The organism is Streptomyces sp. SP17BM10, assembly GCF_036322405.1.
Classification (GTDB): Bacteria; Actinomycetota; Actinomycetes; order Streptomycetales; family Streptomycetaceae; genus Kitasatospora.
The window spans coordinates 35101-49948 of record NZ_JAQYXB010000642.1 but is presented as its reverse complement, the minus strand read 5'-3'; the positions used below and the strand labels follow the sequence as shown (position 1 = coordinate 49948).

Below are 14848 nucleotides of genomic sequence, written 5' to 3'. Positions count from 1 at the left end.
CGGACCGGAAGCACCCCCTACCGCGGCGAGGACCGAGGCGAGGACTCGGGCGAAGCCTGCGGCGGGGCCGACCCGCCGCTGCGCGGGTGCGGCGTCGCCGTGCCGCCCGGGGACGCCGTGGCCGTCGGGCTCGGCGAGTGCGGGGGCGGCGGGGGCGCCGGGGTGCCCGTGGGCTGGGCCGTGGGTGTGGCGGTCGGCGCGGGCGTCGTGCTGGGCGTGGCCGTGGCGGTCGGGCTGGCGCTGGGGGCGGGCGTGGCCGTGGCCGTCGGTGCCGCGGTCGGCGTCGGCGAGGCGGGCGCCGAGGTGGAGCCGCCCCGGTCCTGCGGGCCGCCCTCCAGGGTGACGACCGCCTCGGACGGTGGGAGCGCGATCCGTGCCGTCCAGTGCGCCGCGGGGGCGAGGTCGTCGTCCACCGTGACGATCACCGTGATGCGCTGGCCCGGCTCGAGCGTCCCGGAGTCGCGGCTGAGCCGGAGCCAGGCCGCGTCCACGACCGCGTGCCAACGGATCTCGCTGCCACCGGAGTTGGTGAGAGTGAGGACCGTCCGGTTGCCGTACTCGCCCGCCTCGACGGTGAGCAGCCCGGCCGGCGCGGGCCGGTCCGCGCCGCCGCCAGCGGCCCAGCCGGGCCCGCGGCCGGGCCCGACCGCCGCGGGGGTGGCGATCAGGGCCTGGCTGCCGAGGGGAGTCGCGCCCCGGCCCGGCACGGGAACGGCCGGACCCTGGAGCACCGGCCAGTGGTAGCCCGGGAGCAACGTTTCTGCACCCATCGCCCCGGCCCTCGCGAGCTCCACCCCGGACACCGCCGTCCCGACGGCGGAACCCGCTCCCGAGGTGGTGACGCCCACCCCGCCGGCCCCCGCCGTCCGTTGCTCCTCCTGCCGCCCGGCCTCGTCCACCCGCACGGACGAGACCGCCGCCGTCGCACCGGGCCCGACGCCGCCCCGGTGCCCGGCCCACAGCGTGACCACCGGCGCCGCCAGCACGGCCGCGAGCACCCCGGTGGTCACCACCCGCCGCCGGACGGCCAGCCCGCGCCCCGCGTCCGGCACGCGGTGCCGCGGGAAGCCGCTCTGGTCGAACCTCAGCCCGGGCTCGACGGCCGCCTCCGCACCCGCCCCCCGTCCGGACCCGGACGCCCGCGGCAGGTACGTCACCGCGCCGTCGCGCGCCCACTCCTCCCGCGACGACGCCGACGAACCGGGCGTACCGGACGCGGCCACCGCAGGCGCCGTCAGCAGCGGCAGCCCCGCCAGCCCGGAAAGCCCCGATGACCTCGACGACCCCGAACGCCCCGCGCCGTCCGCCGCCTCCTCCGCGACCCGCTCCGCCGTCCCCCGGCAGGTCGGACACTCCACGACGTGCTGGACGAGCTCCCGCCGCAGCGCCGGCCCGAGCACCCAGTCCCGCCAGCTCTCCGCCCCGGCCCCGCCGAGCCGGTCGAGCTCCGGGCAGCTGCCGACGCCGAGCACCAGCAGCGCCGACCTGGTGCGGGCGACCTCCGCCTCCGCCGCGCCGAGCAGCGCCCGGGTCGCGTCGAACGGCAGCCCGAGCACCGCGGCCACCTCCAGCGGGGTGAGCCGGTGGCGGGCCGACAGCTCCAGGGCCTCCCGCTGCTCGGGGTCGGTCCCGGCAGCCTCCGGCCAGGCGAGCGAGGCCAGCTCGCGCCGGCGCCGGGCGGCCTCGGCCTCCGTCAGCCCGGTGCCGGCCGTCCCCCCTGCGCCGTCCGCGAGCCGCCGCAGGCAGCAGTACCGGGCGAGCGAGAACAGCCAGGCCCGGACGAGTCCGGGTTCGGCCAGCCGTGCGCCGTGCCGCTGCGCCAGGTCGCGGACCTCGCGCAGCGCCTCGGTGGCGGTGTCGTGCTCGCACAGCACCGAGAGGCAATAGGTGAACAGGCCGTCCACCTGCCGGTCGTACGCCGCGAGCACGGCCGTCGCCGGCCCTTCCGCGCGCGGCGGCCCATCAGTACGCGTTGTCACCCCTCCGACGGTAGGCACGGCGGGCGGCCCGTCCGGCGGATTCCTCGCGTATGTACTTCTTTCGGGTAACAACATCGCCCACGTGTGTGGACGCCCGGCACCGAACGGGGCCGGCCCGGATCCCGCACGGCCGTGCCCACCGCTGTCGTACCCAGACGCTACGGTGGGCCCCATGGCTGCCCGTACCAAGACCACCGCCAAGCCGCGCCCGGCGTACCGCTGCACCGAGTGCGGCAACCAGCTGCCCAAGTGGGTCGGCCGCTGCCCGGAGTGCAACGCCTGGGGCACGGTGGAGGAGTACGGCGCGGTGCCGATCCGCACGACGGCGGCCGGTCCGGTCAGCGCGCCCGCCCGCCCGATCGGCCAGGTGGACGGCCAGGTCGCGACGGCCCGCTCGACGGGCGTCCCGGAGCTCGACCGGGTGCTCGGCGGCGGCCTCGTCCCCGGCGCCGTGGTGCTGCTGGCCGGCGAGCCCGGCGTCGGCAAGTCCACCCTGCTGCTGGACGTCGCCGCGAAGGCCGCCACCGCCCAGCACCGCACGCTCTACGTCACCGGCGAGGAGTCGGCCGGGCAGGTCCGGCTGCGCGCCGACCGGATCGGCGCGCTCTCGGAGCACCTCTACCTCGCCGCCGAGCAGGACCTCGGCGCGGTGCTCGGGCACATCGAGGCGGTCGGCCCCGGCCTGCTGATCCTCGACTCGGTGCAGACCATCGCCTCGGCCGAACTGGACGGCGCCCCCGGCGGCCCGGCCCAGGTCCGCGAGGTCGCTGGCGCGCTGATCCGGGCGTCCAAGGAGCGGGGCATGGCCACGCTGCTGGTCGGTCACGTCACCAAGGACGGCCAGATCGCCGGCCCGCGCCTGCTGGAGCACCTGGTGGACGTCGTGCTGAGCTTCGAGGGGGACCGGCACGCCCGGCTGCGGCTCATCCGCGGGATCAAGAACCGCTACGGCGCCACCGACGAGGTGGGCTGCTTCGAGCTGCACGACGAGGGCATCGTCGGCCTGGCCGATCCGTCCGGCCTCTTCCTGACCAGGCGTGACAAGCCCGTCCCCGGCACCTGTCTCACCGTCACGCTGGAGGGCAAGCGCCCGCTGGTGGCCGAGGTGCAGGCGCTGATGGTGGATTCACAGATCCCGTCGCCGCGCCGGACGACCTCCGGCCTGGAGTCGCCACGGATCGCGATGATCCTGGCGGTCGTCGAGCGGCACGGCGGCGTGAAGCTCGGCAAGCAGGACATCTACACCGCGACGGTCGGCGGGGTGAAGCTGAGCGAGCCGTCCGCGGACCTCGCGGTCGCGCTCGCGGTGGCCAGCTCCTCCACCGACACCCCGCTGCCGAGCAACCTGGTGGCGATCGGCGAGGTCGGCCTGGCGGGCGAGGTGCGGCGGGTGACGGGTGTGCAGCGGCGGCTCGCCGAGGCGCACCGGCTGGGCTTCACGCACGCCCTCGTCCCGCCGGACCCGGGCAAGGTGCCACCGGGCATGAAGGTGGTCGAGGTGGCCGACATCGGCGAGGCGCTGCGGGCGATCCCGGGCCGCCGCCGGGCCGCCGCCAAGCCGCGCGGCGAGGGGCGCGAGGAGGCCCGCGGCGAGGCACGTGGTGAGGCACCGTCGGCGCCGCCGGCCCCGCGCCGGGCCCGGGTCGCCGCCTACCCGGAGGAGCTGATGGACGGCTGGGAGCCGCTCGACTCCGACGAACTGCGCTGACCCAAGCCCTGTCCCCGCCACACGCAGTTAGACTTCCCCTGTCTCATTGACGAGAAGGCGAGTACCGAGCGGTACTGAGCGACAGAGCAACAGACCGCAGGCCGGCGCACGGCGCGAGGCGCGCGGCACGGGTCGACCGGAGGAGTCACGTGGCAGCCAGCGACCGGGGGGCGGACAAGTCCTCCCGCGAGGAGGCCCTGCTGCGGGCCTCCCTCAGCGCCATCGCGCCCGGCACGGGGCTGCGCGACGGCCTGGAGCGGGTCCTGCGGGCCAACACCGGCGGTCTGATCGTGCTCGGCTTCGACAGGCACGTCGAGTCGATCTGCACCGGCGGCTTCGTCCTGGACGTCGAGTTCACCGCGACCCGGCTGCGCGAGCTGTGCAAGCTGGACGGCGCGGTGGTGCTGGACAAGGACATCACCAAGATCGTCCGGGCCGGGGTCCACCTGATGCCGGACTCCACCATCCCCACCGACGAGACCGGCACCCGTCACCGCACCGCGGAGCGGGTCAACCGGCAGACCGGCTTCCCGGTGGTCGCGGTCTCGCACTCGATGCGGCTGATCGCGATGTACGTCAACGGCACCCGCCGGGTGCTGGAGGACTCGACCACCGTCCTCTCGCGCGCCAACCAGGCGCTCGCCACCCTGGAGCGCTACAAGCTCCGCCTGGACGAGGTGGCCGGCACGCTGTCCGCGCTGGAGATCGAGGACCTGGTGACGGTCCGGGACGTCACCGCCGTCGCCCAGCGCCTGGAGATGGTCCGGCTGATCGCCACCGAGATCGCCGGCTACGTGCTGGAGCTCGGCATCGACGGCCGCCTCCTGTCGCTCCAGCTGGACGAGCTGATCGCGGGCGTGGAGCCGGAGCGCGAACTGGTCGCCCGGGACTACTTCCCGGAGCGGGCCGCCAAGAAGGGCCGCACGGTCACCGAGGTGCTGGCCGACCTGGAGGCGCTCACCCACGCCGAGCTGCTCGACCTGCAGACGGTCGCGAAGGCGCTCGGCTACTCCGGCTCGCCGGAGTCGCTGGACGCCGCCGTCTCGCCGCGCGGCTACCGGCTGCTGGCGAAGATCCCGCGCCTGCCCAACACGGTGATAGAGCGCCTGGTCGAGCACTTCGGCGGGCTGCAGAAGCTGCTCGCCGCGAGCATCGACGACCTGCAGACGGTCGAGGGCGTCGGCGAGACCCGCGCCCGCTCGGTCCGCGAGGGCCTGTCCCGCCTTGCCGAATCGTCCATCCTGGAGCGCTACGTCTGACCCGTCGTCACGCCCGACCGGGAACGCCGAAGCCCCCGACCGCAGTTCGCGGACCCGGGGGCTTCGCCGTACGGGCGGGTGACGGGCGGGTGAGGGCCGGTCAGGCGTCCAGGCGGATCGAGATGCGCGCCGAGACCTTGTCCCCGGTGAGGCCGGTGAGGTCGGCGTTCACCACGTAGGTGTCGTTCGCCGGGGGTGCCGGGTCGGGCGTGGCGCACTGCGGCTTGCTGCGGCTGCGGTCCCAGGTGAACGTCTCGATCTGGCTGCCGTTGGCCGGGAGCTGCACCCAGAGGCTGCCCCGGTCCGTCGGGCAGTCGCCGGAGGACCAGACCCGGTCGCCCTTGTTGGCGGCGGTCACGGTGATCACCGAGGTCGTCCGGCCCAGGTCCACGCGGCAGTTGGCGCCGGAGGAGTTCTTCACCGTCAGGGCGAACCGCGGTTTGTCCTTGGACTGGTACGAGTTCTGGGGGCTGGCCAGCTCCAGGGCCACCTGCGAGGTGGCGCAGATCGGCAGCGCCATCACGTCGGGGGTGTTCACCGCGGGAGCGCCGCCGGAGCCGCCGGGGCCACCGGAGCCGGAGCCGCCCGCACCGCCGGCGGTGCCACCAGCCGCACCACCCGCCGCCGCACCACCCGCCGTGCCGCCGGTGGCCGGGGCCGGGTTGGCCGCGCCGCCGGTGCCGGTGCCGCCGGTGCTGAGGCTGACCTCGCCGCCGCCCCCGCCGGAGCCGGGAACGGCGCCGCCCGCGCCGGCGCCACCGGTGCTGCCGCCGCCGGGGCGCGCCGCGGGGCCGCTCGGCGAGGCGCCGGGCGTGATGGCCTGAGCGGGTGTCTGGGACTGGGTCGGCGCGGCCTGCGCGGTCTTGCTCGGTGATCCGTCGTCACTGCCGCCGCCCTGATCGGACATCAGCCAGGCGATGAGGGCGATGACCGCGGCCACGGCGGCGAGCACGACGACGCGCCGTCGCCAGTAGATCGAGGCCGGCAACGGTCCCACGGGTTGACGCAGAGAGGGCACGCCCAAACTCTACGAGACAGTGTGTGGCGATTGACTCACCAACACCGCACAGTCACCCCTTCCTTCACATGATCCGCCAGTTGAGCCGTTCGAGGGAGGTCTTTCGGCGTGTTCGCCTGAAAATTCCCCGAGATGCGGAATCATGCGCTCCGATTCGGCCGGGTCCGCGGGCGTGGGAGGATCGAAGGGCCATGACTTCCATCACCGCCGCCCCCGCCACCGCTCTCGTCGCCCCCCGGCTGCCCCTCCCGTTGCCGGCGCTGCACGCGACCGTCCTCGACTGGTACGAGGCCAGCAAGCGCGACCTTCCCTGGCGCACGCCCGACGCGTCGCCCTGGGCGGTCATGGTGAGCGAGTTCATGCTCCAGCAGACCCCGGTGAAGCGGGTCCTGCCCGCCTGGGAGGCGTGGCTGGAGCGCTGGCCCACCCCGGCCGACCTCGCGGCCGACGCCCCCGGCGAGGCGGTCCGGATGTGGGGCCGGCTCGGCTACCCGCGGCGCGCGCTGCGGCTGCACGCGGCCGCGGTGGCGATCACCGAGGAGCACGGCGGTGAGGTGCCGGACGACCACGCCACGCTGCTGTCGCTGCCCGGGGTGGGGGAGTACACGGCCGCCGCCGTCGCGTCCTTCGCCTTCCGCCAGCGCCACGTCGTGCTGGACACCAACGTCCGCCGGGTGTTCGCCCGCGCGGTGACCGGCGTCGAGTACCCGGCCCAGGCCACCACGGCGGCCGAGCGCCGGACGGCGACCGCGCTGCTGCCCGACGACGCCGAGACCGCCGCCACCTGGGCGGTCGGCGTCATGGAGCTGGGCGCGCTCGTCTGCACCGCCCGTGGCCCCGAGTGCGGTGACTGCCCGCTGTTCGCCCACTGCGCCTGGCAGCGGGCCGGCCGCCCGCCGTACGAGGGCCCGGCCCGGCGCGGCCAGTCCTACGAGGGGACGGACCGGCAGGTGCGCGGCAAGCTGCTCGCCGTCCTGCGCGAGGCACACGGCCCGGTCGAGCAGGCCCGGCTGGACGCGGTCTGGCCGGACGCCGTGCAGCGGGCCCGGGCCCTGGACGGTCTCGTGGCGGACGGCCTGGTCGAGCCCGTCGAGCAGGGCGTCTACCGCCTCCCGCAGTAGGCCTTCCCGATACGCGACGGCGCCCCCGGAGACCTCTCCGGGGGCGCCGTCGCGCGTCAGCCGCGTACGGCAGGGCCCGTCAGATGGCCGCGGCCTCCAGCGAGGCCTCGGCCGCCTTCTCGTCCTTGCCGGTGCCGCGCAGCGGCACCTCGCGCATGAAGACCGAGGCGGCGATCGCGATCACGGCCACCGCCGCACCCCACAGGAAGACGGTGTGCATGCCGTTGGCCACCGCGTGGTGGTAGGCGTCCTGGACCGGGGCGGGCAGCTGCTTCAGCGCCGCCGGGCTCATCTGGCTCGGGTCGCCCTTCGAGGCGCCGGCCGAGGCGTGCTCGCCCAGCCGCTCCTTCATCGTGTCGGCGACCCGGTTGTTGAACAGCGCGCCGAACAGCGCGACACCGAAGGAACCGCCGATGGTGCGGAACAGGGTGGCGGTGGAGCTGGCCACGCCCATGTCCTTGAGCTCGACGCTGTTCTGCGCGACCAGCATGGTGATCTGCATCAGGAAGCCCATGCCGGCGCCCAGCACGATCATCCAGCAGGCGGAGGTGAAGCTGCTGGTCTCGGTGCCCATGGTGGAGAGCAGGACCATGCCGCCGGCCATCACGATGGTGCCGATGACCGGGAAGATCCGGTACTTGCCGGTCCGGGTGACGACCTGGCCGACCACGAGCGAGACGACCAGCATGCCGAACATCATCGGCATCAGCAGCAGGCCGGAGTTGGTCGCCGAGGCGCCCTGGACGATCTGCTGGTAGAGCGGCAGGAAGACGGTCGCGCCGAACATCACGAAGCCGACGATGAAGCCGATGATCGAGACCAGGGTGAAGTTCAGGTTCTTGAACAGGCTGAGCGGGAGCATCGGCTCCTCGACCCGCTGCTCCACGTAGCAGAAGGCGATCAGCGACGCGGCGGCCAGCGCGGCCAGGCCGAGGATCTGCTTCGAGCCCCACGCGTACTGCTGGCCGCCCCAGGTGGTGATCAGCACGAGCGAGGTGATGCCGGTGGTGAGCAGGACCGCGCCCAGGTAGTCGATCCGGGCGTTGTTGCGGACCTTGGGCAGCTTCAGGGTGACGACGACCACGGCCAGCGCGATCACGCCGAGCGGCAGGTTGATGTAGAAGGTCCAGTGCCAGCTCAGGTGGTCGGTGATGAAACCGCCGACGAGCGGGCCGCCGATGGTGGCGAGTGCCATCACCGCGGCGAACATGCCCTGGTACTTGCCGCGGTCGCGCGGCGGCACGAGCGCGCCCATGATCGACATGACGCCGACCATCAGACCGCCGGCGCCCAGGCCCTGCAGGGCGCGGAAGCCGATCAGCTCGTTCATGTTCTGCGACAGGCCGGACAGCGCCGAGCCCACCAGGAAGATGACGATCGAGGTCAGGAAGGTGCCCTTGCGGCCGTAGAGGTCGCCGAGCTTGCCCCAGATCGGGGTGGAGGCGGCGGTGGCCAGGGTGTACGAGGTGACCACCCAGGACAGGTGCTCGGCGCCGCCGAGGTCACCGACGATCGTGGGCATCGCGGTGCCGACGATCAGGTTGTCGAGCATGGCCAGGAGCATCGTGACGACCAGGCCGACCATCACGAGGCGGATCTCACGGGGTGACCGCGGCTGTTGCTCCTCGGTCTGCTTGTCCTCCGGCACCGGGTCGGCGGTCTTGGACTGTGACATGGGGTGGTGTCTCCCGGGACTGGGTGTGGACGATCGTCGGGCCTGGCGCGGCTACTTACTTGTCGCCCGGCTAGTTTATGGACCGTCGGCACGGTAAGTTGTCCACTAGCCGGTCGTCAAGCCAGTTTCTCTCCCGGCCGCCTGGGCAGGGAGAATGTGTCCCGGGGGCGGGCACCGCCGGCGTCCGCAGCAGTCACCGACGCAGTCATGAGGCAGGCCATGGGTACGACGCACAGCCCGCGCAGCGACACCCGGGCCCGCATCATCGCGGTCTCCCTGGAGCTCTTCGCCGAGCAGGGTTACGAGCAGACCTCGCTGCGCGAGATCGCCGACCGCCTGGGCGTCACCAAGGCCGCGCTGTACTACCACTTCAAGACCAAGGACGACATCGTCCACGGCATCGTGGAGTCCATGGCCGCGCCGATCGACGAGGCCATCGAGTGGGGCCGGCAGCGGCCCTGGACGCCGGAGCTGCGCGACGAGCTGATCCGCCGCTTCGCCGCCGGGATGTCCGAGCGGGCGCCGCTGCTGCGCTTCTTCCACGAGAACCAGCCCGCGCTGCGCGAGTCGCCGGCCGGCCTGGAGTTCAAGGAGCGCATGATCGCGATGGTCCGCCTCGTGCACGGGCCGGACGCGAGCTTCCAGGACCGGCTGCGCGCCGCGATGTCGCTCTTCACCATCAACTCGGCGATGTTCCTGCTCAAGCAGGACGAGACCGGCACCGACCACGCCGACCACCTGTGGCACGAGTCGCCGCAGGCCACCGTGGAGGAGGCGATGGCCGCCGCCCGCGAGGTCGCGCTGGAGATCGGCGCCCTGATCGACCGTCCGGTGCCCGCCTCCGCCCAGGCCTGACCACGCCGGGCCCGATCGGCCCGATCGGCCCGGTCAGACCGGGCGGGATCACGACGAAGGGCGGCCGCCGCGCGAGCCGCGCCGTCCCCCTCGGGTGTTCCCGACCTCCGGTCCTCAGAACGCCGTGACGCCGTGCGCGGACAGGTAGGCGATCGGGTTGATCACCGCGCCGTAGCGGTTGCTGGTGCGGATCTCGAAGTGCAGGTGCGGCCCGGTCGAGTTGCCGGTGCTCCCGGAGCGCCCGATCTCCTCGGCCGCCGAGACCTGCCGGCCGGGTGACACCTCCACCGAGGACAGGTGCGCGTACTGCGCGAAGTGCCCGTCCGCCAGCCGCAGCACGACCTCCTTGCCGTAGGAGCCGTCCCAGCCGGCCGACACCACGGTCGCGTTCCCGACCGCCAGCAGCGGCGTACCGGGGCCGACCGCGAAGTCCACCCCCGTGTGATATCCGGCGGCGTACTCGGAGTTGGGCACCCCGTACGGGTTGCTGGTCGGCGCGCCGGGCACGGGGGCGGACCAGTCGGGCGCCGCGGCGGGTGCGGGCACGGGCGCGGCGGCCTCCTCGCCGCCGGGGGCCGGCGCCGCCGGGGCGGGCTCGGCGGGCGGCTCGACCGGCAGCAGGTTGGGGGCCGTCGCCACGTCGGCCTGCGCCGACTCGCTGTCGTCCGGGAGCCGGTACGGGCTCGGCCCGGCCACCTGCACCATGCCCGGGGCGGGCACCGTGGCCTGCGGCGCGGTGAAGGCCGAGCTGCCGGGGGTGGTCGGGAGGACCGTCTGCGCCGAGGCGCTGCCGGGCGCGGCGACCAGCAGCGCGCCGGCCAGCAGCACCGCGGTGCCCCCGGCGGCGATGACGGCCCGCTCGCGGTCGGCCCACACCCGGGCGCCGGGCAGCGGGTGCCGGGACTCGGTGAGGGCGAGCACCGGCGCGGCGTGCGAGCCGACGGTGCGGACGGCGTGGCCGAGCCGGGGCTGCCAGGCCGCCGCGCGGGCCGCCGTGCGCGCGGCGAGCCGGCGCAGGGCCGGCCCCACGGGCGGGACAGAGGACATCGCAAGCCCAATCACGGTCGTACGAGGGCAGCACGAAGCGCCCGAACGGACGCGGCGTGTGCTGAGCGGGGGACCACTCAGCTTTAACCGTCACCGAGCGGACTCCCAAACGGGGTGACGTACTACGGCGTGTAGTCGGCGTTGCGCCGGAGATTCAAACCGACGGAGCAACGATCATGAGATCCGATCGTCTGCCCTGGGTCCGTGCCGTCCACCGCGCCCGTCACCGCCCTCTACTACCGCCGGTCGTACCGGCTCCGGGCCCTGTGACCAGCGCCACCCGACCGCGGGGTTTGCCGCCCGCGGGGCCCGCCGCTCGCGTCCGCACCGCTGACCGGGAGCCTCCGCTGCGGGACGATCGACGCATGTATGCCAACAGCAGCGACGACGGCCCCCGCCGCCCGAGCCTCCAGGACCGCCGCTTCACCGCCCAGCGCGGCTGCGAGCGGCTGCTCTCCGGCCACCGGCCGAAGAGCCTGCGCGAACGCCTCGCCGCCCTGGCCGGGGAGGCGGAGGGCGTCCATGACCTCGACGGGCGTCCGGACCAGTACGGCGACGGCGTGGTCCGCGCGCTGGAGCGCCGGGTCGCGGACCTGCTCGGCACCGAGGACGCCGCGTTCTTCCCGACCGGCACGATGGCCCAGCAGGTCGCGCTGCGGATCCACGCCGAGGCGGCCGGGCTGCCCACCGTGGCCACCCACCCGCTCGGCCACACCGACCAGCACGAGCGCCACGCGCTCGGCGTGCTGACCGGCCTGCGGAGCGTCTGGCCGACCCTCGCCCCGCGCCTGCCCACCGTCGGGGAACTGCGCTGCTTCGACGAGCCGTACGCCGCGATGATCCTGGAACTGCCCCTGCGCGAGGCCGGCTTCGTGCTGCCCGACTGGGCCGAGCTGGTGGCGGTGGCCGAGGTCGTGCGGACCGAGCAGGGCGCCGCGCTGCACCTGGACGGCGCGCGGCTCTGGGAGTCGGTGTTCCACCTCGGCCGCTCGCTGCCGGAGATCGCCGCGCTGGCCGACTCGGTGTACGTCTCCTTCTACAAGACCCTCGGCGGGATCAGCGGCGCCGCACTGGCCGGCCCGGAGCGCTTCGTGCGGACGGCGAAGGCCTGGCGGCACCGGTACGGCGGCCAGCTGTTCCAGCAGTGGCCGCCCGCGCTGGCCGCGCTCGCCGGGCTGGAACGCGAACTCCCGCGCCTGGAGGGGTACGTGACCCACGCGCGGACGGTCGCCGGCGCGCTGGCCGAGGCCGTCGCCGGGGTGCCCGGCGCCCGGGTGCACCCGGCGCCGCCGCACACCCACCAGTTCCAGTTCTGGCTGCCGTACCCGGCCGCGGAGCTGGAGGAGGCGGGCCTTGGCCTGGCCGAGGACACCAAGGTCGGCCTGTTCGGCAGCTGGCGCGAGCCCGGCCCGCCGGGGCTGGCGATGACCGAGGTCACGGTGGCCGCCGAGGCACTGGACTGGACGCCCGCCGGGATCGCGGAGGCGGTCGCGGCCTTCCTCGACCGCCTGCCCGACCGCAAGGCCTGAAAAAGCGTCCGACCCGCCCCCGCGCAGTGCGGGGACGGGTCGGACCGTCGGATCAACTACGTGCGATCACCGATCAGTTGTCGACCGGACGGACCCGGATCCAGGTCTCCAGGTAGTTCGAGGACTCGTTCTCGACCTCGATGCTGGTGCCCGTCTTCGGGACGTCCACGCCGCTGTACGGGTTGTCCTTGGACCACCACGACTTCAGGTCGTTGAACTCGTCGACGCCCTTGGACTTCGGGACGACGGTCTCGACGCCGGCCTTGTGCAGGGTCAGCGCCGGGACGCGGCGCGAACCGAAGGTCGAGTCGAAGCCCTGCATGCGCGGACGCATCAGGGTGCCGTCCGCCCACTTCATCGGGGTCGGGTGCGAGTCGACCGGCAGCACGAGGCCGTGGCCCGGGTGGGCGCTGACGTTGTTGTCGGTCTGCGACGCGTCCCAGTACCAGATCAGCAGGCCGGGCTGGTACGCGTAGTGCTCGACCCAGCTCGGCTTGTCGGCGAAGCCGAAGTTGTACGGGCCGGTCTTCAGCGTCTGGTCGAACGACACGTACTGCTTGTTCTCCGCGATGTAGTACTGCGCGTAGTCCTTGGTGAACGAGCCGCCGAAGCGGGTGAAGCCGGCGGCGGTCCAGCCGTTGTCGCCGTTCTCCACGTCGTCGCTGAACACGGTGGCGCCGTCTGCGGTCACCGCGATGTCGTCCACCGCGAAGCCCCGGTAGTGCAGGCCGCCGTCGGTGGTGTTGTGGTAGCGGAACTGGATCTTCTTCCCGGCGTAGGCGTCCAGGTTGAAGGACAGGTCGCCCCAGGTGGCGGCGAGGCCGCTGAGGGCCGGGCGGCCGTTCTCCTTGGGGAGCGCGGCGCCGTTCCAGGTGCCGTCCACGACGGTCCAGGTCTTGCCGCCGTCGACGGAGACCTCACCGAAGGTGTAGTCGAAGTCCGGCTCGAGCTCGTACCAGGCCTTGGCGTTGATGCTGGCCTTGGCCTTGCCGGTCAGATCGACGTCGCGGGTGAGCGTGACGTTCAGGTTGTCGGCGCTGCCGCTCCACCACTCGGACTGGCCGCCGAACGGCTTGTTGATGTCCGTGGTGATCGACTTCTTCGGCAGGTCGACGATGAGCGCCTGCGGCAGGTTGGTGTTGTACTCCACCGGACCGATGTGGTGCGTCGACTCGGTGCCCGCCTTGGCGCGGTCGGCCTTCAGCCAGCCGAGCTGGTACTTGCTCCAGGCGTCGAGGTCGTTCGGCATGTCGCCGATGCTGTCCTTGCCCTCGCCGAGCCAGGAGCCGGAGGACATCAGGGACCAGAAGCCGACCGAGTTGTCGATGCCCTTGCCCGCGGTGTCGTAGAGGTCCGGCAGACCGAGGTCGTGGCCGTACTCGTGGGCGAAGACGCCGAGGCCGCCGTTCTCCGGCTGCATCGTGTAGTCGCCGATCCAGAGACCGGTGTCGCCGACCTGGACGCCGCCGAGCTTGTTGCCGTCGGGGCCGGCCTGGCCCGTCAGGTTGCCGTAGACGTAGGAGCGGTGGGCCCACAGGGCCTTGGTGCCCTGCTTGCCGCCGCCGGCCGACTTGTCCTCACCGGCGTGCACGATCTGGAAGTGATCGATGTACCCGTCGGGCTGGTTGAAGTTGCCGTCGTGGTGCGAGCCGTAGCGGTCCCACTGGTCGTACTGGGCCAGGGTCGCCTTGATCTGCTCGGTGGTCTGACCCTTCGCCACCTGGTCCTTGTACCAGATGTCGACGGCGTCCCGGATCAGGTCCTGGGCGCTGGCGCAGACGTTGGAGCCGCAGTAGTCCGAGCCGTAGCGGGCCTCGTTCCACGGCACCCGGACCCAGTCCGAGACCACGCCGTCGACCGAGTAGCGGCCCGAGGACTGCTTCTCGTAGAAGGTCTTCAGCGAGGGCTTGTCCTTGGAGAAGTACAGGTCCTGGTAGTGCTGCTGGTTGTAGTCGGCCTGCCAGGCGGTCGAGTTGTTGGTCGCGCGGTCCGGCGCGGCTATCTCGTTGTGCTTGGGGCCGGGCTCGCCACCGTACTTGACCTTGCCGTCGGCGGTCTTGGTGGTGTTGTCGACCTGGTCGCCGAAGTCGACGAGGATCGTGAAGATCTTGTCCGTGCGCTCACGGGCGAGCTCGACGTACTTGTCCTTGCCGAGCTTCACGCTGGTGCTGCCGTTGTGCTGCTCGACCTGGGCGGTGCCGTCGAGCAGCTGCTCGGTGGCAGCCTTGCGCTCGGCGTCCACCTTCTCGGTCAGCGGGCCCGGGATGTTGTGCTCGGTGCTGACGGACTGGACGGCATCGGCCGGGTCCTTCGGCGTGGGAGCCGAACCGGCCGCGACGGCGCTGTTCGGGAACAGACCCGCGCCGAGCGTGACGATGACCGCCGCAGCCGTGGCGGCCGCAGCGGTTCTCCTGGTGGTCTTCAACGTTGTGCGTCCTCCCCGACCGAGCCGACTCTTGGCCAAGGCCCGGTAAACCAATATGAAAGACAGGTGGACGTACTTTGACCGAAGTGGAGACGGAAAAGATAGACCTTGACCCTGACATGGCGACGGCGCTATGCTCGCCGACTTTCCGTCAGCTGATGGATCGTGGGAAGAGCCCAGGTCAGCGCGGTGCGGAGGGCAAACGAAACGGGCTGAGCCCCCGGCGCGAACG

10 protein-coding genes are annotated in these 14848 nt (G+C 73.1%); 5 read left to right on the top strand and 5 right to left on the bottom strand.

Annotated elements, in window-relative coordinates; all coding sequences use genetic code 11:
* Window positions 1-17 precede the first annotated feature (17 nt).
* Window positions 18-1979: a BACON domain-containing protein gene (locus PUR71_RS28250; protein ID WP_329929968.1), complete on the bottom strand. Its 1962-nt coding sequence runs from the start codon at window positions 1977-1979 to the stop codon at window positions 18-20.
* 172 nt (window positions 1980-2151) lie between these two features.
* Here PUR71_RS28250 and radA point away from each other — a divergent pair, with 172 nt between their 5' ends.
* Both radA and disA read left to right on the top strand, forming a co-directional pair.
* On the top strand, window positions 2152-3687 hold the full coding sequence (gene radA, locus PUR71_RS28245) for a DNA repair protein RadA (RefSeq protein ID WP_329929967.1): 1536 nt from the start codon (window positions 2152-2154) through the stop codon (window positions 3685-3687).
* A gap of 200 nt (window positions 3688-3887) precedes the next feature.
* Window positions 3888-4946: a DNA integrity scanning diadenylate cyclase DisA gene (gene disA, locus PUR71_RS28240; protein ID WP_329930206.1), complete on the top strand. Its 1059-nt coding sequence runs from the start codon at window positions 3888-3890 to the stop codon at window positions 4944-4946.
* Between the two features lie 100 nt (window positions 4947-5046).
* On the opposite strand, the gene PUR71_RS28235 is transcribed toward disA, so the two are convergent.
* On the bottom strand, window positions 5047-5943 hold the full coding sequence (locus tag PUR71_RS28235; protein WP_329929966.1) for a hypothetical protein: 897 nt from the start codon (window positions 5941-5943) through the stop codon (window positions 5047-5049).
* A gap of 212 nt (window positions 5944-6155) precedes the next feature.
* Between PUR71_RS28235 and PUR71_RS28230 the strand changes: the two genes are divergently transcribed.
* Window positions 6156-7085 carry an A/G-specific adenine glycosylase gene (locus PUR71_RS28230; RefSeq protein WP_329929965.1) on the top strand — a complete coding sequence of 310 codons (930 nt, stop codon included), beginning with the start codon at window positions 6156-6158 and terminating at the stop codon, window positions 7083-7085.
* Between the two features lie 79 nt (window positions 7086-7164).
* Here the strand turns inward: PUR71_RS28230 and PUR71_RS28225 are convergent, their stop codons facing one another.
* Entirely contained in the window at window positions 7165-8760 is a 1596-nt protein-coding gene (locus PUR71_RS28225; RefSeq protein ID WP_329929964.1) for an MDR family MFS transporter, read from the bottom strand.
* Window positions 8761-8979: 219 nt separating this feature from the next.
* On the opposite strand from PUR71_RS28225, the gene PUR71_RS28220 reads away from it, so the two are divergent.
* Complete coding sequence (locus PUR71_RS28220) at window positions 8980-9615, top strand: TetR/AcrR family transcriptional regulator (RefSeq protein WP_329929963.1); 636 nt, start codon at window positions 8980-8982, stop codon at window positions 9613-9615.
* A 114-nt stretch (window positions 9616-9729) separates the two neighbouring features.
* Here the strand turns inward: PUR71_RS28220 and PUR71_RS28215 are convergent, their stop codons facing one another.
* Entirely contained in the window at window positions 9730-10662 is a 933-nt protein-coding gene (locus PUR71_RS28215) for a M23 family metallopeptidase (RefSeq protein ID WP_329929962.1), read from the bottom strand.
* Between the two features lie 365 nt (window positions 10663-11027).
* Between PUR71_RS28215 and PUR71_RS28210 the strand changes: the two genes are divergently transcribed.
* A complete protein-coding gene (locus tag PUR71_RS28210; RefSeq protein WP_329929961.1) occupies window positions 11028-12191 on the top strand; it encodes a threonine aldolase family protein in 1164 nt (387 codons plus the stop codon).
* Window positions 12192-12264: 73 nt separating this feature from the next.
* Here the strand turns inward: PUR71_RS28210 and PUR71_RS28205 are convergent, their stop codons facing one another.
* Window positions 12265-14616, bottom strand: coding sequence for an immune inhibitor A domain-containing protein (locus tag PUR71_RS28205; RefSeq protein ID WP_329929960.1), 2352 nt, complete (start codon window positions 14614-14616; stop codon window positions 12265-12267).
* Window positions 14617-14848 lie beyond the last annotated feature (232 nt).